The organism is Nocardioides sp. (assembly GCF_035576065.1).
Taxonomy (GTDB): domain Bacteria; phylum Actinomycetota; class Actinomycetes; order Propionibacteriales; family Nocardioidaceae; genus Nocardioides.
The window spans coordinates 1-23,138 of sequence record NZ_DATLWX010000043.1; the positions used below are offsets into that span (position 1 = coordinate 1).

At 69.6% G+C, this 23,138-nt stretch carries 19 protein-coding genes; 5 read left to right on the forward strand and 14 right to left on the reverse strand.

The genetic code is table 11. From position 1 onward, the window contains the following. Window positions 1–203 precede the first annotated feature (203 nt). The 3 genes from VNJ48_RS19100 to VNJ48_RS19110 are packed head-to-tail and all read right to left on the reverse strand — an operon-like array spanning window position 204 to window position 4,245. Window positions 204–2,894: an FtsX-like permease family protein gene (locus VNJ48_RS19100; RefSeq protein WP_325605063.1), complete on the reverse strand. Its 2,691-nt coding sequence runs from the start codon at window positions 2,892–2,894 to the stop codon at window positions 204–206. After that, entirely contained in the window at window positions 2,891–3,619 is a 729-nt protein-coding gene (locus VNJ48_RS19105) for an ABC transporter ATP-binding protein (RefSeq protein WP_325605065.1), read from the reverse strand. Before VNJ48_RS19105 ends, VNJ48_RS19100 begins: the two co-directional genes overlap by 4 nt. Further along, window positions 3,616–4,245 (reverse strand): PadR family transcriptional regulator, encoded by a 630-nt coding sequence (locus tag VNJ48_RS19110; protein WP_325605067.1) that lies wholly within the window; start codon window positions 4,243–4,245, stop codon window positions 3,616–3,618. Before VNJ48_RS19110 ends, VNJ48_RS19105 begins: the two co-directional genes overlap by 4 nt. Window positions 4,246–4,460: 215 nt before the next feature. On the opposite strand from VNJ48_RS19110, the gene VNJ48_RS19115 reads away from it, so the two are divergent. Further along, window positions 4,461–5,090 (forward strand): RDD family protein, encoded by a 630-nt coding sequence (locus VNJ48_RS19115; RefSeq protein ID WP_325605069.1) that lies wholly within the window; start codon window positions 4,461–4,463, stop codon window positions 5,088–5,090. 4 nt (window positions 5,091–5,094) lie between these two features. After that, window positions 5,095–5,661, forward strand: a complete 567-nt coding sequence (locus VNJ48_RS19120) for a hypothetical protein (RefSeq protein ID WP_325605071.1) — start codon at window positions 5,095–5,097, stop codon at window positions 5,659–5,661. A 20-nt stretch (window positions 5,662–5,681) separates the two neighbouring features. Here VNJ48_RS19120 and VNJ48_RS19125 read toward each other — a convergent pair whose 3' ends face one another. The 4 genes from VNJ48_RS19125 to VNJ48_RS19140 form a co-directional block, all read right to left on the reverse strand. Next, entirely contained in the window at window positions 5,682–7,190 is a 1,509-nt protein-coding gene (locus VNJ48_RS19125) for a hypothetical protein (protein ID WP_325605073.1), read from the reverse strand. Then, window positions 7,165–7,869 carry an ABC transporter ATP-binding protein gene (locus VNJ48_RS19130; RefSeq protein WP_325605075.1) on the reverse strand — a complete coding sequence of 235 codons (705 nt, stop codon included), beginning with the start codon at window positions 7,867–7,869 and terminating at the stop codon, window positions 7,165–7,167. The genes VNJ48_RS19125 and VNJ48_RS19130 overlap by 26 nt, the downstream gene beginning before the upstream one ends. Window positions 7,870–7,996: 127 nt before the next feature. Then, on the reverse strand, window positions 7,997–10,216 hold the full coding sequence (locus tag VNJ48_RS19135; RefSeq protein WP_325605076.1) for a 3-hydroxyacyl-CoA dehydrogenase NAD-binding domain-containing protein: 2,220 nt from the start codon (window positions 10,214–10,216) through the stop codon (window positions 7,997–7,999). A gap of 173 nt (window positions 10,217–10,389) precedes the next feature. Beyond that, window positions 10,390–11,601, reverse strand: coding sequence for an acetyl-CoA C-acetyltransferase (locus VNJ48_RS19140; protein ID WP_325605078.1), 1,212 nt, complete (start codon window positions 11,599–11,601; stop codon window positions 10,390–10,392). Window positions 11,602–11,698: 97 nt separating this feature from the next. Between VNJ48_RS19140 and VNJ48_RS19145 the strand changes: the two genes are divergently transcribed. Together VNJ48_RS19145 and VNJ48_RS19150 are read left to right on the forward strand one after the other, a co-directional pair. Then, complete coding sequence (locus VNJ48_RS19145) at window positions 11,699–12,310, forward strand: MerR family transcriptional regulator (protein WP_325605080.1); 612 nt, start codon at window positions 11,699–11,701, stop codon at window positions 12,308–12,310. 133 nt (window positions 12,311–12,443) lie between these two features. Next, entirely contained in the window at window positions 12,444–13,529 is a 1,086-nt protein-coding gene (locus VNJ48_RS19150) for a hypothetical protein (RefSeq protein ID WP_325605082.1), read from the forward strand. A 10-nt stretch (window positions 13,530–13,539) separates the two neighbouring features. Here VNJ48_RS19150 and VNJ48_RS19155 read toward each other — a convergent pair whose 3' ends face one another. From VNJ48_RS19155 to VNJ48_RS19185, 7 genes are all read right to left on the reverse strand, one after another. Beyond that, window positions 13,540–14,229 carry a CPBP family intramembrane glutamic endopeptidase gene (locus VNJ48_RS19155; RefSeq protein WP_325605084.1) on the reverse strand — a complete coding sequence of 230 codons (690 nt, stop codon included), beginning with the start codon at window positions 14,227–14,229 and terminating at the stop codon, window positions 13,540–13,542. A gap of 117 nt (window positions 14,230–14,346) precedes the next feature. Then, entirely contained in the window at window positions 14,347–15,879 is a 1,533-nt protein-coding gene (locus VNJ48_RS19160; RefSeq protein WP_325605086.1) for a DEAD/DEAH box helicase, read from the reverse strand. A gap of 196 nt (window positions 15,880–16,075) precedes the next feature. Then, complete coding sequence (locus VNJ48_RS19165; protein WP_325605088.1) at window positions 16,076–17,107, reverse strand: LacI family DNA-binding transcriptional regulator; 1,032 nt, start codon at window positions 17,105–17,107, stop codon at window positions 16,076–16,078. Between the two features lie 10 nt (window positions 17,108–17,117). After that, on the reverse strand, window positions 17,118–18,575 hold the full coding sequence (locus VNJ48_RS19170; RefSeq protein WP_325605090.1) for a GH1 family beta-glucosidase: 1,458 nt from the start codon (window positions 18,573–18,575) through the stop codon (window positions 17,118–17,120). Beyond that, complete coding sequence (locus VNJ48_RS19175) at window positions 18,572–19,390, reverse strand: carbohydrate ABC transporter permease (RefSeq protein ID WP_325605092.1); 819 nt, start codon at window positions 19,388–19,390, stop codon at window positions 18,572–18,574. Before VNJ48_RS19175 ends, VNJ48_RS19170 begins: the two co-directional genes overlap by 4 nt. Continuing rightward, window positions 19,387–20,412: a sugar ABC transporter permease gene (locus tag VNJ48_RS19180; protein WP_325605094.1), complete on the reverse strand. Its 1,026-nt coding sequence runs from the start codon at window positions 20,410–20,412 to the stop codon at window positions 19,387–19,389. The genes VNJ48_RS19175 and VNJ48_RS19180 overlap by 4 nt, the downstream gene beginning before the upstream one ends. Window positions 20,413–20,423: 11 nt before the next feature. After that, window positions 20,424–21,737 carry an ABC transporter substrate-binding protein gene (locus VNJ48_RS19185; protein ID WP_325605096.1) on the reverse strand — a complete coding sequence of 438 codons (1,314 nt, stop codon included), beginning with the start codon at window positions 21,735–21,737 and terminating at the stop codon, window positions 20,424–20,426. 278 nt (window positions 21,738–22,015) lie between these two features. Here VNJ48_RS19185 and VNJ48_RS19190 point away from each other — a divergent pair, with 278 nt between their 5' ends. Further along, window positions 22,016–23,134, forward strand: a complete 1,119-nt coding sequence (locus tag VNJ48_RS19190; RefSeq protein ID WP_325605098.1) for a sn-glycerol-3-phosphate ABC transporter ATP-binding protein UgpC — start codon at window positions 22,016–22,018, stop codon at window positions 23,132–23,134. The last annotated feature ends 4 nt before the right edge of the window (window positions 23,135–23,138 follow it).

Sequence of the window (23,138 nt, forward strand, 5' to 3'; positions counted from 1 at the left end):
ACGCCAGACCAATCAGCGGCATGCGTGATCGGCGCACCCCCACACACCAGATCGAAGAACTCCTCCTGCATCTCGAACGAGATCCACTTCGGCATCACAACGCTCCTCAGTCAGCGTTGCTTAGACCGATGGACTCCGCCCCGTTGCAAAGGCCATGAAGTGCAGGAGTCCCCGGTTAGCCGGGGACTCCTGCACACCTCCAGTCAGGTCAGGCGCGCCGCCAGCGGCAGGCGCGACCGAGCGGTCGCCCCGACGATCAGGGCCGTGAGCAGCGGCAAGGCGACCACGAGCCCGAGGATCATCGGCCACGGGATGTCCAGGTAGGGACCCTCGAAGTCGCACATCAACGGGCCGCCGTTCCTCCCGATGCACACGTTTTCGCGCACAGAGGTCAACGGGAACGTGATCGCCACGCCCGGGATGAAGCCGACGAGCGCACCGAGCACGGCGCCGACGAAGCCGACCACCAGGGCGTACGACGCAGCGACCCCTCGCCTCGACCGTGGAGCCGCGCCGACCGCGGCCAAGGTGGCGAGGTCCGGCCGCGCGTCTGACAGCGCCAGGAAGGTTGCCGTCAAGGTGCCGCCGAGCATCAGCACTCCCCCGAGGGTGAAGAGGACCAGCAGCAGGATGAAGACATCATCGGGAGCCACATATCCGCGCTCGACGTAGAGCGAGGCTCCTTCGTCGATGCCGGCCAGCGTCTCGGTGAGGTCCTGCTGCACGCCTTCGCCGAGGTCCGCGTCGTCGAGGTAGTAGCCCACCGTGGTGACCGGCGCACTGGTCTCCTCAGCCAGCGTGGAGGGCAGGATGAGCTGCACGGGCACCGGTCCCGATGCCTGGACGAAGACGGCAGGCCAGGTGAACCTGGTGGTCTCGGGCGGACTGCCGTCACCGACGGTCTCGTAGAGCAACTCCTTCACGGTCACTTCGGTCGCGCCGAACGCCTCCTCGGTGAAGACCACGGCCTTGCCGGCCTTCAGCGCCGTCGAGATCCGGGCCCGCTCGGCCTCGCTGACGTCGATCAGGCCGGGAACCGGCCCGTCGCTGACGAAGGTCGGAGCATTGCTGGGGCCGCCGCCCCACGATCCGTAGAACGGCTCGCCGTCTTCGCCCAGCACCTCGGGGTAGAAGCTTCCACCGTCAGGAAGCTCGGAGCGCTGGCCTCGGATCACCTCGGGTTCGGCGTCGGGCAGCCGCTCGGCGATGACGGCGTCGACGCGATCCCACACGTCGTCCGGCGGCAGGATGGCTTCGCCGGAGTTGGGCTCGTACGTCGAGGTCACGCCGACGATGGCTGCCCCCATCGCCAGGGTGGGCGTGTAGCTCTCGCGGTTCTGCTCCTCGTCGCTGCTGGCGCCGATGCCGAGCGCCACGACCCCGGCCACCGTGGCCGCGACGGCGGCAACCGCGGGGACCGTGCGCGTGCGGTGCCGTGCGGCGTCGCGGACGGCGTACCTCATCACCAGCGGCAGCCGGGCGGACCATCGGGCCAGGACCGAGACGACCAGCGGCACGATGAAGATCATCCCGAAGACGGCGACGACGGCCCCCAGGGCGATCGCGGTCTCGCCGCCCTTGACACCGACCACCGAGAGGGCGATCCCGACACCCAGCAGGACGACGCCGATGATCGGCGTGCGCGCCGACGGCGGCGCATCACCACGACGTCCTGCGAGTACGGCGACCACGTCCTGTTTCGACGCCAGCCAGGCCGGCACCACCGCAGCCAGGAACGCGCTCAACAGCCCGAACGCAGCGACGACCGCGACCACCAGCCACCTGACGTCGACCGGCCCGAACCACGCGTCGCTGAACTGCTGGACCACCGGGACCAGCGCCCAACCGATGAGAACACCCAGCACGGCTCCGATGAGAGCGGCGACTGCACCGAGGACGACACCCGAGGCCAACACGACCCGTCTGGCCTGACGAGGCGTGCCGCCACAGGCCGCCATCAGGGCCAGGGTGCGCGCCTGCCGGCGGGCGCCCACGGCGAAGGCCGGGCCGGCCAACAGGACGACCTCAAGCAGAGCCATGGCGATGATCAGCGAGACGATCGTGACGTAGGCGCCGTAGTTGTTGGCCTGGCCCAGCCGCGCGGCCACCTCAGGCGGCAGCGCCGGGGGGTCCTGCACGACGGCGCGGGAGTGGACAAGAGCGCCGATCGCGTTGAGCTCCTGGACGTCGGTCCAGGTCACCGCTTCGCCGCCGATCAGCCATTCGACGCCGTCCGCGTCACCGCCACCACCACCGCCACCGCCACCACCGGCGAAGTCGGTGCCGAAACTGCCGGGCAGCGCCGTGATCGTGGGTGTGTCACGCCAGGCCGCGTCCCGGCCGATGCCGACGACCGTGATCTGCTCGCCGAGCACGTCGATGCTGTCGCCGACCGTGAGTCCGCGGTCGGCAAGGGCTTCGTTGACCACCCCCTCGCCCGGCATCGCCGGCAGGTCCCCCGTGCGCAGCTCGAACAAGCCCTCGGCGAGCGGGTCCCGGAGGTCGACCTCGGAGGGGATCGTCTCGACGCGCCGGTCGCCGATCGCGACATCGGCACGTCCCGCGCGGATCGTGGTGACTGCTCGGTCTCCCAGGACCTCCATCACGTCGTCGAGGGTCGGCGCCCCTCCGCCCGACGTCGTGGTGAACATCCCGTTGGCCGGGTCCGGGGTCTGCAGGACGGTACCGGTCAAGGGCACGATCCGGGCCTCCGCCGCCCCCATGGTGCGCGGGATCGCCTCGACCCCGTCGACGTCGGCCGTGGCCTGCACCACGGCCGCTGCGGTGACCGCGAGGACCGGCAGGGCGATCATCACGAGCACCAGGATGCTTCGAGCCTTGGCCTGCCACGCGTCCCGCCAGGCAAGGCGCAGGGCGGGGCGCCAACCCCTCACGTGGTGGCTCCGAGGAGCACGCTGGCGGAGTCGGCTCCCGACTCGTCGACGATCAGACCGTCGCGGATGAAGACGACCCGATCGGCCCAGGCGGCGTGCCGGGCCTCGTGCGTCACCAGCACGCCGGCCGCGCCCGCGTCGCAGCGGTTGCGCAGCAGCCGCAGGATCTCCTCGCCCGTGTCGGTGTCGAGCGCGCCGGTCGGCTCGTCGGCCAGGATCAGCCGCCGCTCTCCGACGATGGCGCGAGCGATCGCGACCCGCTGCTGCTGTCCACCCGACATCTCGTCGGGGAACCGGTCCGCCAGGTCGACGATGCCGACCTCCTCGAGGGCCGCGAGGGCCAGCACCCGGGCGGCCTTGGTGCGCTCGCCGTCGAGCTCGCGCGGGAGGGCGACGTTCTCCGCAGCGGTGAGGGCAGGGATGAGGTTGAAGTCCTGGAAGACATAGCCGATCGACGTACGCCGCATGCGGGCCCGCCCGGCGTTGCCGAGCTCGCCGAGCACCGCGCCCTCGACGCTGACCGTCCCGCTCGTCGCCTCGTCGAGGCCGCCGGCGATGGTGAGCAAGGTGGACTTGCCGGAGCCGGAGGGACCCATGACGGCGACGAGCTCGCCGGCGCGGGCCGTGAAGCTCACGCCTCGCAGGGCGTGGACCTCGGTGGGACCGTGCCCGTGCACGCGAGTGACGTTGTCGAGGTGGAGCACGGCGTTGTCTGGGAGTGTCATCGGCGGGCTTCCTCGGGGTCGTCCGTGGCCACGCTCGACCGCGTCGGTCGGGCGGGTGTGTGCAGCTGCCCTTCCAGGGCGGCGCGGCGCAGGCGCGCTTCGCAGTGGTCGAGCCAGCGGATCTCGGCCTCGGCGTCGAAGACGAGGGAGTCGAGGACCAGCGACCAGGCGAGGTCCTCGGGTTGGTCGGGCCGCGAGGCGCGGCCGGTTCGCTTGAGGCGGGTGTAGTCCTGGAGCGCCGACATCGTCGCGGTCCGCTGCTGCTGGACCAGCGCCGCGACGTCGACGCCGGGCAGGGTCACGGCGATGGCCAGCTTGATGGCCAGCTCGTCGCGGGGTGGCTGGGTCCGAGGCACCGGAGTGGTGAACCACTCCGACACCTCGACCCGGCCGGAGTCGGTGACGCGATACATCACCTGGCCGTTCTGGTCGGGCGCGTCCTCGGCCCCCGCGCCGCTGACGTGCTCGACCAGTCCGTCGCGCTCGAGCCGGGACAAGGTCGTGTAGACCTGCCCGACGTTGAGCGGCCAGGTGGCCCCGGTGCGTTGCTCGAACTCTGCCCGGAGCTGGTAGCCGTGCATCGGCCCCTGCTCCAGCAGCGCCAGCATTGCTGCTCGGATCGACATCGCGTCCCCGCTCCTCGGCCGCCAGCCCCCGTGACCGGCATGGAAGAAGGTATACCACGTATGCATACCGCGTATCCACCTCCGAAAGGCCCACCCATCGGGGCGCGGAAGACCCTAGGTTTCAGTTCCTCCGGCCAGGGGCAGGCTCCCCGACGGCCGCTCTCAGTAGGGTGTGGGCCGTTCGACGTACAAGACGTCTTTACGAGGGGATCACCATGTCCAACTACGGCAACCCACCATCTGACCCGTACGGCCAGAACCCGCAGGACCCGACGGGTTCCGGCGCCCAGCCGCAGGACCCGTACGGCCAGCCCACGCAGAACCCGTATGGCGACCAGCACGGCCAGGGCTACGGCGCTCCGCAGGGCGCGAACTTCGCCCACTGGGGCAAGCGGGTGGGGGCCACCCTCATCGACAGCCTGATCATGGGGCTCGCGATGATCCCCTACTACATCGGCCTGGGCATGACGACAGCTGGCGCCTCGACGGAGGTCGACCCGATCACCGGCCAGACCACCACCACCATGGGGGAGACGAGCGGTCTCGGTCTCGCACTCATGGGCCTGGGCTTCCTGCTGTACCTCGCCGTCTTCATCTGGAACATCTGCATCAAGCAGGGCAAGACGGGCTACTCCATCGGCAAGGGCGTCATGGGCATCAAGCTCGTCAAGGCCGACACTGGTCAGCCGATCGGCGCCGGCATGTCGTTCGTCCGCCAGCTCGCCCACATCATCGACTACATCCCGTGCTTGATCGGCTACCTGTGGCCGCTGTGGGACGCGAAGCGTCAGACGTTCGCCGACAAGATCCTGAGCACGTACGTCATCGACCAGCCGAAGGGCTGACCGCGTGACGAGGTCCGGCCGGCGGGTGCCACGCGGGAGAGCCTTCCTCGTGGCGCTGGCATGCTGGCCGGCCCTCGTCGGGTGCAGTGAGGCGTCCTCCTCGAAAGAGGATGCGGCCGGCCCGGATGTCGACGCCGTTCGGGCCGAGCTCGTGGCCCTATTCGCCGGGGATCACCCGGGCAAGGACAGCACGGAGGCCGCCGAGTGCTTCGCCGACGAGCTGCTCGACGACGTGACGCCGGCACAGCTGCGCGCGGGCGGCGTCCTGGATGAGGAGTTCGACGTCAACCGCGAGGTCACGGCGCTGGACCGGACCGTCGCCGAGGCGTGGACCGACGCCCAGCTGGCCTGCACCGACTTCGTCGCCGAGTCGACCAAGGCCCAGGACGACCTGACCAACGGCAAGCTCGACACCACCAAGTACGCCGCCTGCCTGGACGTGCGCCTCGACCAGGAGACCATCCGCACCGCGACCATCGCCGCGTTGATGGCCGACTGGTCCGACGAGGCACTCAAGGACCTCAGCGTCGCCCAGTCCGTCTGCTCCAAGACCTCGCTCCAGCAGAGCTGAACGGTCCCCGACCAGGACAGCTAGCCCGCGACGGTCATCACCACGGCCGCCCGCGGCGCGGGTGCCACCCACTGCTGCTCGGCTCGGCGCAGCGTGCGCAGCGACCAGATCAGCAACGGCACGGCCAGGACCGGCGAGAGCCACAACCAGCCGCCCCCGGACGCCGTGGAGAAGATCAGCGCCGTGAGGGTCGTGGTGACAGCCAATCGCGACGAGTAGCCCACCATCACCAGGGGCGGGGCGGGCGTCGCCCGGGCCGAGCGCAGGTTCACGCTGAACGGCCGCCGGCCCGACCACAACATGCACACCGCCACGACCTGCAGCGTCACCACCACCAGCAGTGTCGCCATCGAGATCGCCTGGTTGACCGTCGGCACCCCAGCACGGATCGATGCCAGGGTGACCGTGATCGCGGACGCGCCGATCAGCCACTCCGCCAGCACTCGCGCCCGGGCACGGAAGACCATCTGCGGCGACACCGGCAGGCTCTCGCGCCACAGGACTCCGCGACCGTCGAGGCACCAGGCGTTGACGCCGAACAACAGCGCACCGCCACTGATGACGAGGCCCGGCAGCACCATCACCGATCCCCAGCTCATCGCGCCGACCAGAGCCACCAGCCCGGGACCGAGCGCCAGCACGATCAGGCCGCGGCGCATCGGCACCGAGCGCCATACGGCTGCGCGATCCATCCGGAGGAGCATGGCCGCGTCACTGGACGGGAACGCCCGGGCGGGGTGGATGCCGCTCTCGACCTTCAGCTCATCTCGAGGAGCACGGCGCAGCGCGGCCCTGGCCGGGATCACACCGATCAGGACCATCAGCACGGTGAGGACGAGCAGCACCGGCACAGCGAGCCAGGCGTCGTCACGCGTGCCAGCCATCAAGGAGGCCAGCCGCCGGGTCGGGCCCCCTTCCAGCAGGGGGACGAACCGGCCGCTGAGATGGAGCGCCACCGCCGCCAGCGCCCCCACGACTGCGATGGTGCGGACGATCGCCACCCCGCGCTCCCCCCGACGCACGATCTCGATCGTCCAGCCGACCGCCTGCGCCAGCGCGGTCGCGAAGGCGATCCAGAGCAGCACGAGCAACTGGCCGACGAGCCAGCCGTCGCCGCCGGTCACGAGCGACGTCGCTCCCAGCAGCAGCCAGACCTGGAGGAGGAAGGCGAGGTTGAGCGGGCTGAGCACCAATGCTCCGAGGTGCTCGGTGGTCGTCGTGATCGGGTGGATCGCCGCCTGGTCGCGCGGCAACAGCTCGCGCCCGCCCCCGCTCGAGATGGCCGAGACGATGCTCAGGACCAGGAAGCCACTCAGCATGGACGGCAGGTAGCCGACCACCTGCTCCGGTCCTCCGACCTTCGCCACGGCGCCGACATGGGGTGGGACGAGCATGGCAGCCAAGGTGAACCCCGCGAGCACGACGGAGGCGACAGCAGCGGCTCGTGGTCGGCGTACGGTCTGGGTGCGGAACCGCAGCAGGTGCCAGAGATCCGCGACCGAGTCAGTCCAGGAGCGCGCGGTAGGCATCGGCGCCGGCCTCTCCCTCGAGCTCGCAGGACGCCATCGAGGCGACGCGCGCCCCGCCGCGCAGCACCACAGCGGTGGTGCACGCCTGCATCGCCAGGTCGCGCAGGTGCGTCGAGATGAGCACGCAGGCGCCGCGGGCGCGGGCGTCGGCGATCACGTCCAGCGTCGCGTCCACGCCGATGGGGTCGACACCGTCGAAGGGTTCGTCGAGGAGCAGCACGTCGGGCTGGTGGAAGGCCGCGAGCACGACGGACAGTCGTCGACTCATGCCGTGGCTGAAGCCGCTCGTGACCCGGTGCGAGACGTCCCCGAGCTCGAAGCGCTCCAGCAGGTCGCGGCTGCGCGTCTCCCAGTCGTCGATGCGCCGCAGCCGGGCGATGAGCTGGAGGTGCTCCCACGGCGTGGCGAGCGGGACGAGCCCACCGACGTCGGGGCAGTAGCCCACCAACCTCTTCACCGAGATTGCGTCGCGTGCCACGTCGAGACCGCCGACGAGGACGGTTCCTTCGGTCGGAGGCACCACCCCGGCCAGGACCCGCATCGTGGTCGACTTGCCGGCTCCGTTGCGACCCAGCAGGGCGGTGGCCTGACCGGCCTCCGCGGACAGGTCGATGCCTGCGACGGCCTCGACCTCGCCGAAGCGGACATGGAGGTCTCGGACGTCGATCACGGGGGGCACCGGTCAAGTGTGCCGTTGCTTCCCCATGGGATGTAGCCGAATGAGCACTTCCCTTGGTCAATTGACCCGGGGAAGTGGCGCCTTGGCCGACATCCCATGGTGAACAGTCGGCGGGGAGCCGAGGCGATCAGGCCGGGAAGGTCTCGCCCCGCTCGGCGAGGCCGCGGAGGTAGGCCGTCGGTCGGAACCGGTCGCCGTACGCCGCAGCGAGCTCGTCGGCTCGTGCGATGAACGCCGTGAGACCCAGGTCGCCGTCGCGCTCATAGCCCACCATGAACTGGGCCGCACCGCCGGTGCTGGGCGGGAACCCGATGCCCATGATCGAGCCGATGTTGGCGGCGGCGGACGAGGTGATGACGGCCTCCTCGAAGCACTTCGCCGTCTCGAGCGCCTCGACGAACAGGAGCCGGTCCTTGATGTCCTGCAGCGGGATCTGGGTCTCGCTGGGAGGGAACTCCGTCGCCAGCCCCGGCCAGATCCGCGTGCGCCGGCCGGACTCGTCGTACTCGTAGAACCCGGCGCCCTTGAGGCGTGAGGGGCGACCCAGCTCGATCATGCGGGTGACGACGGTGTCCGCAGGGTGCGCGGGGACCTCGCTGCCGTCGCGCTCGGCGGAGTCGAGGTAGGCCTTACGGATCTTGGCCATCAGCTCCATGTTGAGCTCGTCGGAGAGCTGCAGCGTCCCGACGGGATAACCCGCCTGGGTGGCCGCTCGCTCCAGCGAGACCGGGTGGACGCCTTCGGAGAGCATGGCCAGGCCCTCGTTGACCATCGTGCCGATGACGCGGGAGGTGTAGAAGCCGCGGCTGTCGTTGACCACGATCGGGGTCTTCTTGATCTGCTGGACGACGTCATAGGCCTTGGCGAGCGCCGCGTCGGAGGTCTCCTTGCCGCGGATGATCTCGACGAGCGGCATCTTGTCGACGGGGCTGAAGAAGTGCAGACCGATGAAGTCGGCCGGTCGGGTGACCCCACCCGCGAGCTCGCTGATCGGCAGCGTCGAGGTGTTGGAGCAGAGCAAGGCATCGTCGTTGACGAAGGGAATCACCTCGGCGAAGACCTTGGCCTTCAGGCTGGGATCCTCGAAGACGGCCTCGATCACCAGGTCGCAGCCGGCGAGATCGGCCGGGTCGGCGGTCGCGGTGATCCGGCCCCGCAGCTCGTCGGCCTTCTCCTGTGAGAGCTTGCCGCGCTCGATCCCCTTGGCGTTGAGCTTGGCGGTGTAGGCCTTGCCCTTCTCGGCGTTGTCGACCGAGACGTCCTTGAGGACGACCTGCATCCCGGCGCGGGCACACGCGTAGGCGATTCCCGCGCCCATCATCCCGGCGCCCAGCACGCCGACCTTGGTCGCCTTGAATCGTTCGATGCCCTCGGGGCGTAGGGACCCGGAGTTGATGGCCTGCAGGTCGAAGAAGAAGGCCTGGATCATGTTCTTGGAGCCCTGATCGACGATCAGGCTGGTGAGGTAGCGCGACTCGATCCTGGACGCAGTCTCGAAGTCGACCTGCGCCCCTTCGACGGCGGCACTGAGGATCGCCCGCGGCGCGGGATAGACCGCACCCTTGGTCTGCTTGCGGAGCAGCGACGGGAAGGCGGGCAGGAAGGCGGCCAGGCTCGGTGACTTGGGGGTCCCGCCGGGCATCTTGTAGCCGGCCCGGTCCCAGGGGTTCTGCGCGGCCTCCGCGTCGTCCTTGACGTTGGTGATCCAGGCCCTGGCGGCCGGGAGGAGCTCCTCCTGGGTGGCGACGACCTCGTCGATCAGCCCCTTGGCGAGAGCACCCTGCGGGTCGAACTGCGTGCCCGGCAACAAGACGTCCATCAGCGCCGACTGGAGGCCGAGCATGCGGACGACGCGGGTGACGCCGCCCCCGCCGGGCAGCAGGCCCAGCGTCGACTCGGGCAGGCCCAGCTTGATCGACCGGTCGTCGACGGCGATGCGGTGGTTGGCAGCGAGGGCGATCTCGAGTCCGCCCCCGAGGGCCGCTCCGTTGATGGCCGCGACGACCGGGCGCGGGAACGTCTCCAACTTGCGCAGGCTCGCCTTGATGGCTTCGCCCATCTCGAAGATCCGCTCCGCGTCGGCCTTCGTCGCCTGGACCATGGCGGTGAGGTTGCCGCCGGCGAAGAACGTCTTCTTGGCGCTGGCCAGCACGACGCCGGTCACCCCGGCGTCGGCGTCGTCGAGGTCGGCGTACAACCGCTCGACGGCTCGCTCCATCGAGTCCTTGTAGAGCTCGGTCATCGTGTTGGCGCTGGCCGTGGGGTCGTCCAGGGTCAAAGTGACGATGCCGTCGACGTCGCGGTCGTAACTGACCGCGCTTCGGGTCTCAGTGGTGGTCTCAGTCATGAGGTAGATCCGTTCGTTAGGTCAAAGGAGACGAGCGAAGCGAGGCTCGGCACGCGACCTCGTCTGGACTGACGAGCGAGGCGAGCGGAGCGAGCGAGTCGAGGAGGGAAGACGAGGTCTCAAGCGTGCCGAGCACAGGCGAGCGGAGCGAGCCCATCAATGGAGCGAGCCCATCAGCACAGCTCGACGATGGTGGCGATGCCCATGCCGCCGCCGACGCAGAGCGTGGCCAGCCCGCGCCGTTGGTCGCGGCGGGCGAGCTCGTCGACCAGGGTGCCGAGGATGATGGCGCCGGTGGCGCCGAGCGGGTGGCCCATCGCGATGGCGCCGCCGTTGACGTTGGTGATCTCGTCGCTGATGCCCATGTCGCGCATGAACCGCATGGCGACGGCGGCGAAGGCCTCGTTGATCTCGAACAGGTCGATGTCCTCGACGCCCAGCCCGGCCTTGGCGAGCGCCTTGCGGGCGGCCGGCGCCGGGCCGGTCAGCATGATCGTCGGGTCGGCGCCGCTGACTGCGGTGGCGATGATCCGGGCGCGCGGGGTGAGCCCCAGGTCGCGGCCGACCTGCTCGTTGCCGATCGCCATGATGGCCGCGCCGTCGACGATGCCCGAGCTGTTGCCGGCGTGGTGGACGTGGTCGATCCTCTCGACCCAGTGGTACTTCTCCAGGGCCACGTCGTCGAAGCCGGCGTCCTTGCCCATCTGCGCGAAGGACGGTCGGAGACCGGCCAGCCCCTCGACGCTCGTGTCAGGGCGGATGAGCTCGTCGTGGTCGAGGATGATGACGCCGTTGAGGTCCCTGACGGGTACGACCGCGTTGGAGTAGTAGCCGTTGGCCCACGCCTTCGCCGCCCGGTGGTGGGACTGCGCCGCGAACGTGTCGACGTCCTCGCGGTTCCAGCCCTCGATGGTGGCGATGAGGTCGGCGCCGATGCCCTGAGGCACGAAGCCGGTGGCCAGCGCGGTTGCGGGGTCCATCGCCCAGGCGCCGCCGTCGCTGCCCATCGGCACCCGGCTCATCGACTCGACGCCGCCGGCGAGGATCAGGTCCTCGAAGCCACCGCGCACCCGGCTCGCAGCCTGGTTGACCGCCTCGAGCCCGGAGGCGCAGAAGCGGTTGAGCTGCACTCCCGCCACGGTCTCCGGGTAGCCCGCCTTCAGCGCCGCGGTCTTGGCGATGTCACCGCCCTGGTCGCCGATGGGGGTGACGACGCCGAGCACGACGTCGTCGACACGGTGGGGGTCGAAGTCCGGGTTGCGCACCAGGACCTCGTCGAGCAGGCCGACGACGAGGTCGACCGGCTTCACTTCGTGCAGCGCCCCGGCCGCCTTGCCCTTGCCACGGGGAGTGCGGATGTGGTCGTAGATGTATGCCTCTGCCATGACCCGATTGTGACACCATCACTGTCAGAATGGCGAAGAGGTGTGGTCCGCGTCACGATCCTTCGCCGACCGATCAGTCCCGAGGAGGTACGTCCGCATGGCACCCGCCACTCGAGAAGCGCTCGAGCAACCGGCGCTGCTCACCCTCGACGAGCTGACCGAGCGCGTGGACATGAGCGTGCGCAACGTCCGGTTCTACACCAGCAAGGGCCTCGTGCCGCCGCCTCTGCGCCAGGGTCGCTCCGGCTACTACTCGGCCGATCACATCGCGCGCCTCGAACTCGTCCGCGCCCTCCAGGACCACGGCTTCACCCTGTCCGCGATCAAGGGCTACCTCGACCGCATCCCCGGTGACGCCACTCCCTCCGACATCGCGCTGCACCTCTCCCTGCTCGCCCCGTTGACCGCGGACCGCGACGTCGACGTGGCCGAGGGCCTCGCCGCTCTGGGCGTCGCGCCCGAAGCGGCGGCCGCCGTCGCCGAGATCTACGCCCGGCACGGGCAGGAGGTGGCCGAGGAGCTCTCCGAGATCGTGCGTACGCACGTGTGGCCCGCCGTCCGCGACGCAGGCGGCAGCGTCGAGGACCTCCACCACCTCGTCCGCCGGCTCAAGCCGCTGACGATCGCCGGGCTGGTCACGGCCTACGAGCAGGCGATGGACGCCTCGGCCGACTCCTACGAGCGCCGCGGAGCGGGTCCGCGCCCATAGCTCCGTCCAGCCCTGTGCGGGAGACGCGATCCGTGGCACCGTCGGCCCCGGTGTCACCAACGACGGGGAGCGTTGCATGCGAGCAGGGAGCACGGTCGGATGAGCGCTGCGGGCGAGGTGCGCGCTCACGACGATGCTGCTCGTCCTGGCGGGATGTGGAGACCGCGACGGCGCCGACGCGAGGCCGGAGGAGTCCGCGCAGCTGACGCCGCGGGCAGTTGCGGCGGTGATGCTCGACCACCTCGCCGACGACACGACGCATCGCCAGGCGACCTACGTCGACGAGCACTCGCCACCTGGCCTGGTGGGAGCCGAGCTGCGCTACAACGGCGACGGTGAGTACGACGGAGACCTGGTCGAGGTGACGGTCGTCCGTGGCGAGCCGGAGCTGGCACCGTGCGCCTCGGATGCCCAGTGCGTCGAGCTTGAGGTCGGCGTCCTGCTCGCCTGGGACCTGGCCACCCCGGAGGAGGACCCAGGGGTGGTCGCACTGCAGCTGCGGCGAGACGGTGAGGTGGTCACCGTGATGATGGCGGGCCCCACCATCACCGGCGATCCTCGAGAGCTCGAGCTGGAGCCGACGGTCGCCACCATGACAGAACTCGTGCAGGACCCCCGGTTGCGGCTGCAGACGGACGCCGCCACGGTCGCGGCCGGTGAGGACGTCACGGACTGGAGAGGCGGCGAGGTCGATCCCGCGAGCCTCGAGCAGGTCCCGAACACCGACGCGACCGTCGTCATCGGCTGGATCTACGCCTACGGCGACGCCTGGAAGTACGACGGCCCGTCGGCGTACAAGGGCGAGTTCGGCGCCGACGCGATCGGCGGACGGGTCCGCATCACCGGCGACATGCAGCTCCTGCAGTCCGGTTTCCTCGACGCCCTGGCCGCACCTGAGCCGCCCGAGTGGCTGGAGTCGGGCTGTCTGGACGGGTATCGATGCGGGACCGTGCAAGGCGTGCGGGTGGTTTGGCGGCCGGCCGACGGCGACGACTCCGGCGACGCCTTCCTCGTGGTCGTCCGGCCCGGTGGCGAGACCGTGGCGATCCACACGGTCGGCAACCGGATCCCTGAGGACATGGTCGATGCGGCGTACGCCGCGGGCTTGGGATTGTGGGGTTCCGACCTCACCGATCCCAGGAGCGAGACCTCGATCGACGTCACGACCACTCGCGCGAAGTTCCAGAACGCGGAGGAGCTGGTCGAGGGTCCCAACTAGCTTCTCGGAGTCAGCCGAAGAGCTGCGGCAGCGCGAAGAGCATCACCGTCGACCACGTCACGTGCGTCAGGATCGGGGCGAGGACACCACCGCTCGCACGGCGCTGGAGGCCGCACACAGTTCCGAGCACGATCGCGGCGAAGGACAGCATCACGTTCCCGGTGGCCATCGTCGCGAGCACGTAGGCGACCGTCGTCCACAGCAGCGGGTGACGGGGAATCGCTGCGTAGGCGGCACCACGGAAGAAGAGCTCCTCAGCGATCCCGTTGACCATGGCGACGACGAGCAGCAGGGTCATTGATCCCTGGTCGGCGTACTCCAGGACCGAGCGCACGTAGCGGGCGAGCGGCTCGATCTCGCGCACCACCAACGCACCGAGGACGAAGACGGCCGACAGGGCCAGGCCCAGGACGATCGGCTGCAGGACCGGTCGGCTGCCCGTGACCAGCCTGCCGAGGTGGAGCCGCCCACTGGCGAAGGCGCCGACGACCCACACGCCGGCCAGCGTCATGGTGCCGACGTAGAAGGCCGGGCTGCCCGGGTCGATGCGCAGCGAGTAGCCGAGGATCCCTGCGCCGGCCAGCACCACCGCGACCGTGACGAGCTGGCGACGCCGCAGACCCGCGCGGGTGTCGCGCTGGTCCCGCGGGACGACGTTCCACAGAGTGTCGCGCACCGAGTCCAGCAGCCACCCACGCATGTGGATCAGCCTAGGTGGGGGGTGTGAGACGCGCGGACATTGGTCGGTGTGACCTCGGGGCTCGCTCGGAGTGACCCGTGGTCGACCAGATGTCCGCGCGCCGGTCGCGGGGGGGGATCAGCGGGAGGAGAAGTTGGCCGCCGAGTGTGAACGGCCGCCGGCCTGACCACCCTGCGGCGCAGCGCCACGGCTTCCGCCGCCACTGCGACGCGAGCGGTTGCCGCCGGGAGCCTGTCCACCTTGGCCGCCCTGGCCGCCCTGGCCGCCCTGGCCGCCACCGGAACGGCGACGCTGGCCGCCGCCTCCACTGGTCGAGGTGCCGCCACCGCTCTCGCTGGTGTAGGTGGTCGGGTTGCCCCGACGCGACTGGCCGTTGGTCTGGCCGGTGCTGCGGGCCCGCTTGCGCTGGGCGTTGGCACCGTTGGAGCGACCGCCGCCGCCGCCGCCACCGGACGACGTGGGAACCTCGGCGACGAGGCCACCGGGCGTGGCGCGCACACCCGGAGCGAGCTGGACGAGCATCGGGTGGTCGGTGCCGTTGACCTTGGTGGTCGTGGGCTTGATGCCGGCCAGACGCGTCAGGTCGCGCACGTCGCGGACCTGCTCGTCGGTCATCAGCGTGATGACCGTGCCGGCGGCACCGGCTCGCGCCGTACGACCCGAGCGGTGCAGGTAGGCCTTGTGCTCGGTCGGCGGGTCGGCGTGGACCACGAGGGCCACGTCGTCGACGTGGATGCCGCGGGCGGCGATGTCGGTCGCGACGAGGGTGGTTGCCTCGCCGGAGTGGAACATCGCCATGTTGCGGGTGCGCGCGTTCTGCGACAGGTTGCCGTGCAGGTCGACCGCCGGGATGCCCATCTTGTTGAGCTGGCGAGCCAGCGCCTTGGCGCCGTGCTTGGTGCGGGTGAAGACGACGGTACGACCGGGCGCGCTGGTGAGGTCCGCGAGGATCGGCACCCGCTGGTCGCGGCTCACGTGCAGCACGTGGTGGGCCATCGTGGAGATGGGCGACTGGGCGGAGTCGGCCTGGTGGGTGACCGGGTTGGTCAGGAAGCGCTTGACCAGGACGTCGATCGCCTTGTCCAGCGTCGCGGAGAACAGCAGGCGCTGACCCGTCTGCGGGGTCTTGTCCATGATCCGGCGCACGCCAGGCAGGAAGCCGAGGTCGGCCATGTGGTCGGCCTCGTCGAGGATCGTGATCTCGACGGCCGACAGGTCGGCGTACTTCTGCTGCATCAGGTCCTCGAGGCGACCGGGGCAGGCGATGACGATGTCGACGCCCTTCTTCAGCGCGGTGGTCTGCGCGCCCTGGCCGACGCCGCCGTAGATGACGACGGTCGACAGGCCGGCGGACTTGGCGAGCGGGAGCAGCTCGGCGTGGATCTGGCCCACGAGCTCGCGGGTCGGCGCGAGGATGACCGCTCGGGGCTTGCGCGACATCGCCGGGAGCTTGGAGGCGTCGAGGCGTGCGACCAGCGGCAGGAGGAAGGCGAAGGTCTTGCCGGAGCCGGTGCGGCCGCGGCCGAGCACGTCGCGACCGGCGAGGCTGTCCGGCAGCGTGGCCGCCTGGATGGGAGTGGGGGAGGTGATGCCCTGCTTCTCGAGGATGTCGATGAGCGCGGTGGGCACGCCGAAGTCGGCGAAAGTCATGGTTGAACCTTTTCGTTGGCGTCTCGCCAACACTTCGCGCACGATGCGCGGCGTGGCCTCGATGAGTTCGAGGTGAGCGGGCGCCGTTGCGGGCCCCCACTGCGTCCCGGGGCAAGACTGGCCGGGGCGACTTCGGGGCAACCCTAGCGGGACGCGTGGTGAAGGTGTGAATCCCCGTGGAAGTCGCGCCCGACGCTCAGGCGCTGTCGCGGCGGATCAGCGTCGGCGGGATGATCACGCGCATGGGGCGCCCGGCGCTGCGACCGTCGATCTGCTCGAGCAGCAGGCGGGTGGCGCGTTCGGTCATCTCCTCGACGGGCTGCCGCACGGTCGTCAGCGCCGGAGTCGTGCGCTCGGCGACGCCCAGGTCGTCGTAACCCACCACCGCCACGTCGTCAGGCACCCGGCGACCCGACGCCGCAAGCACCTTGAGCGCACCGGAGGCCATCAGGTCCGAGGCGACCACCAGGCCGTCGAGGTCGGGATGGGCAGCCATCAGCGCCTCGGCGGCTCGCTGGCCGCCGTCCTCGGTGAAGTCGCCGTGCTCGACCGCGTCGTCGCGCATCCCGGCAGCCGACATGGCCTCCCGCCAGCCGGCCAGGCGGTCCTCGGCGGCCGTCATGTCGCTCGGGCCGGCGATGGTGCCGATGCGCTGACAACCCCGGTCGATGAGCACCTGCGTGGCCTCGCGCTCGCCGGCGGTGTTGTCGATGTCGACGTAGGTGACCCGGTCGCCCCCCGACCACGGACGGCCGCCGAAGACACACGGCAGGTCGAGCCGGGTCAGCTGCTCCGCCAGCCCGTCGTCGCGGTGGTGCGAGACGACGATCGCGCCGTCGACGTGCCGATTGGTGAGGTAGCGCAGGGTGCGTTCGCTCGAGGCACCGGGACGCGCGAGGAGCAGCACGAGCTGGATGTCACTCTCCCCCAGCACCCGGTTGACCCCGCGCAGCGTGCGCGCGAAGAAGGGGTCGGAGAACACCCGGTCGTCAGGCTCGGGGACGACCACCGCGATGGAGTCGGTCCGCCGGGTGACCAGGCTGCGAGCGGCCGGGTTGGGGACGTAGCCGAGCGAGCGGACTGCCGCGTCCACCGAGGACTGCGCGTGGGCACTGACCCGCTGGCCGCCGTTGATCGCACGGGACGCGGTGGCACGCGAGACACCGGCGACCCGGGCGACCTCGTCGAGGGTCGGCGACCCCCCGGCGCGCACCCCGTTGCTCGTCACCGCGGCGCCCTCACGGGGTCGGACCGCCCCGAGCGAGCCGTCCGGTCCGGGCCACCTCGGCATAGAACAGCGCGCTGCTCTTGGGCGTGCGGACCTGGGTGTCGTAGTCGACGTGGACGATGCCGAAGCGCTTGCCGTAGCCGTAGGCCCACTCGTAGTTGTCGAGCAGCGACCACTGGAAGAAGCCGCGGACGTCGACGCCCTGCTCGATGGCGGCGTGTACGGCGCGCAGGTGGTCCTCGACGTACGCCACCCGATCCGGGTCGTCGACCGTGCCGTCGGCTGCCACGGTGTCAGCGTAGGCCGCCCCGTTCTCCGTGACGTACATGACCGGCGCGTCGTAGTCGTCATGAATGCGCTTGAGCAGGCGCGTCAGGCCCTCGGGCTGGACCTCCCAGCCCATGTCGGTGACCGGCAGGCCGCGCGAGGGGAAGGTGACGTCCTCACACCCGACGAAAGGGGTGCTGGTGGGGCGTTCGGCGTGGTCCCCGGCAAAGCCGGTGACGTCCTCGTGCTGGCGACCGGACACGGCGTCACCCTTGTAGTAGTTGACGCCGAGCACGTCGATCGGCGCGCTGATCGTGGCCAGGTCGCCGTGGCGTACGACGTCCGCCCACGGGCGTCCCTGCCACATCAGGTCGGCCGTGTCCTGGAGGAGGTCGGCCGGATAGGTCCCGCGCAGGATCGGGTCGAGGAAGACCCGGTTGTGCAGGGCGTCGATGCGGCGGGCGGCGTCGCGGTCGAGCTCATCGGTGGGGTCGTGCGGGTCCGCGACGGTGAGGTTCAAGGTGATGCCCAGGTCGGCGGTCGCGGTGCGTCGACGCAACTCCTCGACGACGAGCCCGTGCCCCAGCATCAGGTGGTGCGCGGCCACCAGCCCGGCCACGCCCTCCTGGCGGCCCGGGGCATGCTGGCCACCGGTGTAGCCGAGGAAGGCCGTGCACCACGGCTCGTTGAGGGTGGTCCACGTCGGCGCGCGGTCCCCGATCGCGTCGTGGACCGACAAGGCGTACTCCGCGAACCGGTAGGACGTGTCGCGGTTCGTCCAGCCACCGGCGTCCTCGAGCGTCTGCGGGAGGTCCCAGTGGTAGAGCGTCACCCACGGCCGGATGCCGGCCCCGAGGAGCTCGTCGACCAGTCGGCGGTAGAAGTCGAGGCCCGCCTGATTGGCGGGTCCCACGTCTGGCCGCACCCGCGGCCAGGCGACCGAGAAGCGATAGGCGTTGAGGTTGAGATCGCGCATCAGCGCGACGTCCTGCGGCATCCGGCGGTAGTGGTCGCACGCGACGTCGCCGGTGTCACCGTTGACGACGGCACCGGGGATCCGGGCGAAGGTGTCCCAGATCGACGGCGTACGCCCGTCCTCGGCTGTGGCGCCCTCGATCTGGAAGGCCGCTGTTGCGGCACCCCACAGGAACTCGGGCGGGAAGGTCAGCTCCTCGACGGTTCGGGTCTGGACGTCGGTCATCCCTTGACAGCTCCTTGCATGATGCCGGCAACCAGTTGGCGGCCGGTGAGGACGAACAGGACCAGCAGCGGGATGGTCGACAACACGGCGCCCGCAAGGACGAGGCTGTAGTCGACGTAGTAGCCACTCTGCAGCTGCTGTAGTGCGATCTGGACGGTCGGGTTGGTGGCCGGCAGGGCGATCATCGGCCAGAAGAAGTCGGTCCAGACAGTCATGAACGTGAAGAGCCACAAGATGGCTGCCGCCGGGCGGGCCGCCGGGACGGCGACGTTCCAGAACGTACGGATCATCGAGCAGCCATCGACGCGCGCAGCCTCGATGAGCTCGTCGGGGATGGCGTCGACGAGGTACTGACGCATGAAGAACACGCCGAATGCCGTCACCAGCATCGGCACCATGATGGCCCACAGGTGGCCTGTCCAGCCGAGCTTGGCCATCTGGATGAAGAGTGGGATCACGCCGAGCTGGGTCGGCACCGCGAGGGTCGCGACGACGAAGATCATCAGCGGCGCGGAGCCACGGAAGCGGAGCTTGGCGAAGGCATAGCCGGCAAGGGTGCAGAAGAAGACCACAGAGGTCGCACAGACGGTCGAGACGAGCAGGCTGTTGCCGAGCGCCTTCCAGAACTCGACCGTCTCGAAGACGCGCTGGGCGTTGTCGAAGAAGTGACCGCCGGGCAGCAGCGGCGGAACGTCGCGGGTGACGACATCCTTCGTGTGCGAGCCGACGAGCAACGACCAGTAGAGCGGTGCGGTCGAGCCGATGATGAACGCGGTCAGCAGGCCGTAGACCAGGAACCCGGGTCGACGCGTCATCGCGAGCCACCCCCGATACGACGGGTCAGCACCAGGTTGAGAAGCGCGACGGCGACGATGAACAGGAACAGCAGCCACGCCACGGCCGAGGCCATGCCAAGGTTGCGCACGCGCCAGCCGATCTCCCACAGGTAGAGCGTGACCGTCTGCCATTGGCGGTCCGACCCGCCGAGGCCGACGTTGTCGAAGAGCCTGGCCTCGGTGAAGATCTGCAGGCCGCCGATCGTGGTGGTGATGATGACGAAGATGATGGTGGGCCGGATCATCGGCACCGTCACCGACAGGAACTGGCGGATCTTGCCGGCGCCGTCGATGGCGGCCGACTCGTAGAGGTCACGGGGCACCGCCTGCATCGCGGCGAGCAGGATCAGGGCGTTGTAGCCGGTCCAGCGCCAGTTGACCATCGAGGCGATCGCGATGTGGCTGGCGAAGGTGTCGACATGCCAGGCAATGGCGTCGATGCCGACGAGGCCGAGCGCGTCGTTGACGAGCCCGTAGCGGTCACCGAACAGGTTGCCGAAGATGAGGGTGACGGCGGCCGGGGCGACCACGAAGGGCACCAGGATGCCCATCCGCCAGAAGGTACGTCCGCGCAGCTGCGTGTCGAGGAGGCCGGCCAGAACCATCGCGATGCAGACCTGAGGCACCGACGACAGGACGAAGATGCTGAACGTGTTGCGCAGGGCCCGCCAGAAGTAGCGGTCCTCGAAGACGGCGCGGTAGTTCTCGAGGCCGACGAACTCGCCCTGCCCACCGATCAGGCTCCACTGGTGGACCGAGACGTAGCCGGTGTAGATGAGGGGGAAGAGCCCGACGACCAGGAAGAGGATGAAGAACGGGGAGATGTAGAGGTACGGCGAGAGCTGGACGTCCAGCCGGGAGAGCCGGTGGCGCAGCGTACGGCGACGCGGCTCCCGGGGGACGGGGACTTCGGTCGTCGATCGAGGTGCAGTGGTGGCCCCTGCCGGGGACGTCGTCGAGACGACGTCCCCGGCAGGTGCGACTGGATGGTCGAGGCTCATCGGGTGGTCGATCAGCCGATGCGCTCGACGTCGGCGGCGAAGGACTCCCACGCCTCGTCCGGTGACTCCTGGCCCTGGTCGACTCGCAGGATGGCGGCCTGGAAGGCGGTGATGATGTCGCCGTACTTCGGGCCCTTGTAAGGCTGGACCTCGACGGCCGCTGCGCGCTCGGAGTAGATCTCGCCGGTGGGGGCGTCGTTGAAGAACGCGTTGACGGAGTCGGTGAGCTGGGGGTCACCCAGCGCCTCTTCCTGGCTCGGGAACGGTCCCTTGGCCTCGTACGCCTTGATCTGCTGCTCGGGCGCCGTCAGCCAGTTGGCCAGGGCCATGGCCTCCTCCGGGTGCTCGGACTGCGCAGGCACGGTGAGGTACGAACCGCCCCAGTTGCCGCCGCCGCCGGGGAAGGCATTGGCCAGGTCCCAACCCTCGACGCCGTCCGCGTTGCCCTCGATGACACCGAGCATCCACGGCGGGCAGGCCATGGTCGCGAAGCCGTCGTTCTGGAAGGCGGCCACCCAGTCGTCGGACCACTGGTCGAGGTCGGTGGCGAGGCCGGCCGCCTGCATCTCGGTGACCTTGTCGAAGACCGCCTTCACCTCGGGGTTCTCCAGCGCGACGACATTGTTGTCCGCGTCCTCGAAGGGGAACTCGAGCTGGTTGATCATCGCCTGGCTGGTGCCCTTGGAGGAGTCGTACCATGCGACGTCGGGCATCTTCTCGACGAACTCCTTGCCCGTCGCGAAGTAGGTGTCCCAGTCGGTGAAGAGGGCCTCGACCTCTTCACGATCAGTCGGCAGCCCGGCCTGCTCGAACAGGTCGGCGCGGTAGCAGATGCCTTCGGGTCCGGCGTCGGTGCCGTAGCCGATGAGCTGGCCGTCGGTGCTCGTGCCCCCCTCGGTCTTCCAGTCCAGCCAGCGACCCTCGACCTCGGGATCAGTCAGGTCGGTGAATGCGTCGGCCTCCTCGAGGATCGCAGCCATGCCGTCACCCTCGATGGCCTCGATGTCAGAGAGTCCGGACCCGGCGGCGAGCTTGGTGTAGAGGTTGTCGCGGTGCTCCTCCCACGTGCCGGTCTTCTTCTGCACGACCTTGATGTCGGGGTTCTCCTCCATGTACTGCTCGATGAGCTCCTCGTAGCCGAACTCGTTGAAGGTGGCGACGGTCAAGGTGACCTTGCCGTCTGCCTCGCTACCCGAGTCGTCGCCACCGCACGCGGAGGCCAGGCCCATGAAGAGGACGCCGACGGCGCCGATGGCCGCTCCGCGGCGCAGGCGCGCGGCCCGGGGTCGGGACCGGCCTACCGGTCCGGTGGTGGTGTTCTGCACGTCGCTTGCTCCTGATCTGAGTCAGGCCCAACATCGGGCCTGGAGGGAGAGCCGTGAGAAGTTGTGAGAGCGCTTCCACGGAGATGACGCCTAGAAGGTGACACGGGTCACAAGGAAGTGTCAAGGGTTCTGTGGCACCGGCTCGCCATCTGAACACTCCACTGTGGAAGCGCTTTCATGATCACTGGACGAAAAGTCCGCCCCACCGTAGGGTGCGTGGCTCCCACTCACTACGGATCGTCCGGCACGTTCCTGCCGGTTGGAGGGATTGACCCGTCATGGCATCAGTTCGATTTGTCAACGCACAACGCATCTACCCCGGGGCCACGAGCCCCGCTGTGTCCGACCTGAACCTCGAGATCGAGGACGGCGAGTTCATGGTGCTGGTCGGCCCCTCGGGGTGCGGCAAGTCCACGTCCCTGCGCATGCTGGCTGGCCTCGAGGAGTGCACGGGGGGCTCGATCATGATCGGCGACCGTGACGTCACCGACGACGTGCCGAAGGATCGCGACATCGCGATGGTCTTCCAGAACTACGCGCTCTATCCCCACATGACCGTCGCGGAGAACATGGGCTTCGCCCTCAAGGTGGCCAAGGTCGGCAAGGACGAGCGGGACCGTCGCGTCCGCGAGGCTGCCAAGCTGCTCGACCTCGAGGAATACCTCGACCGCAAGCCCAAGGCCCTCTCGGGCGGCCAGCGCCAACGCGTCGCCATGGGTCGGGCCATCGTGCGTCAGCCTGCGGTGTTCCTGATGGACGAGCCGCTGTCCAACCTCGACGCGAAGCTCCGGGTCTCGACCCGCACCCAGATCGCGGCCCTGCAGCAGCGGCTGGGGACCACCACCGTCTACGTCACCCACGACCAGGTCGAGGCCATGACAATGGGCGACCGGGTCGCAGTCATGAAGGACGGCCACCTCCAACAGGTCGACACCCCGCTGGCCCTCTACGACCGCCCCGCCAACCTCTTCGTCGCCGGCTTCATCGGCTCGCCGGCGATGAACCTCCTGCCCGCCAAGGTGCGCGACGGCAAGGCCTGGATCGGTGACCACGCGGTCCCCCTCGAGCGTGATGTCGCCTCGCGTGCCGGCAGCGAGGTCACCCTCGGCGTGCGTCCCCACGCGTGGCACATCGGCTCCTCGGAGTCCGACGGCTTCGCCGTCACCGTGACCGTCGTCGAGGAGCTCGGGGCCGACGCTTTCCTCTACGCCACGCCCGACGACCCGTCGCTGGCCGAGGTCGCCACCCAAGCGGTGGTGCGCCTCGAGGGCAGGCGGCAGCTGCAGAAAGGCGAGAAGGTCCGCCTGGAGATCGACCCCGCTGCGCTGCACGTCTTCGACACCGCCTCTGGTGAGCGGCTGACCGCTGGCACCCCTCAGGTGACCGGCGTCAGCTGACGCG

Bases quoted from the DNA above. Each gene is read 5' to 3' on its own strand.
- VNJ48_RS19190 (WP_325605098.1), top strand. From the start codon at position 22,016: ATGGCATCAGTTCGATTTGTCAACGCACAACGCATCTACCCCGGGGCC.
- VNJ48_RS19150 (WP_325605082.1), top strand. From the start codon at position 12,444: ATGCTGCTCGTCCTGGCGGGATGTGGAGACCGCGACGGCGCCGACGCG.
- VNJ48_RS19175 (WP_325605092.1), bottom strand. From the start codon at position 19,390: ATGACGCGTCGACCCGGGTTCCTGGTCTACGGCCTGCTGACCGCGTTC.
- VNJ48_RS19180 (WP_325605094.1), bottom strand. From the start codon at position 20,412: ATGAGCCTCGACCATCCAGTCGCACCTGCCGGGGACGTCGTCTCGACG.
- VNJ48_RS19135 (WP_325605076.1), bottom strand. From the start codon at position 10,216: ATGACTGAGACCACCACTGAGACCCGAAGCGCGGTCAGTTACGACCGC.
- VNJ48_RS19160 (WP_325605086.1), bottom strand. From the start codon at position 15,879: ATGACTTTCGCCGACTTCGGCGTGCCCACCGCGCTCATCGACATCCTC.
- VNJ48_RS19170 (WP_325605090.1), bottom strand. From the start codon at position 18,575: ATGACCGACGTCCAGACCCGAACCGTCGAGGAGCTGACCTTCCCGCCC.
- VNJ48_RS19110 (WP_325605067.1), bottom strand. From the start codon at position 4,245: ATGTCGATCCGAGCAGCAATGCTGGCGCTGCTGGAGCAGGGGCCGATG.
- VNJ48_RS19140 (WP_325605078.1), bottom strand. From the start codon at position 11,601: ATGGCAGAGGCATACATCTACGACCACATCCGCACTCCCCGTGGCAAG.
- VNJ48_RS19125 (WP_325605073.1), bottom strand. From the start codon at position 7,190: ATGCCTACCGCGCGCTCCTGGACTGACTCGGTCGCGGATCTCTGGCAC.
- VNJ48_RS19115 (WP_325605069.1), top strand. From the start codon at position 4,461: ATGTCCAACTACGGCAACCCACCATCTGACCCGTACGGCCAGAACCCG.
- VNJ48_RS19105 (WP_325605065.1), bottom strand. From the start codon at position 3,619: ATGACACTCCCAGACAACGCCGTGCTCCACCTCGACAACGTCACTCGC.
- VNJ48_RS19155 (WP_325605084.1), bottom strand. From the start codon at position 14,229: ATGCGTGGGTGGCTGCTGGACTCGGTGCGCGACACTCTGTGGAACGTC.
- VNJ48_RS19145 (WP_325605080.1), top strand. From the start codon at position 11,699: ATGGCACCCGCCACTCGAGAAGCGCTCGAGCAACCGGCGCTGCTCACC.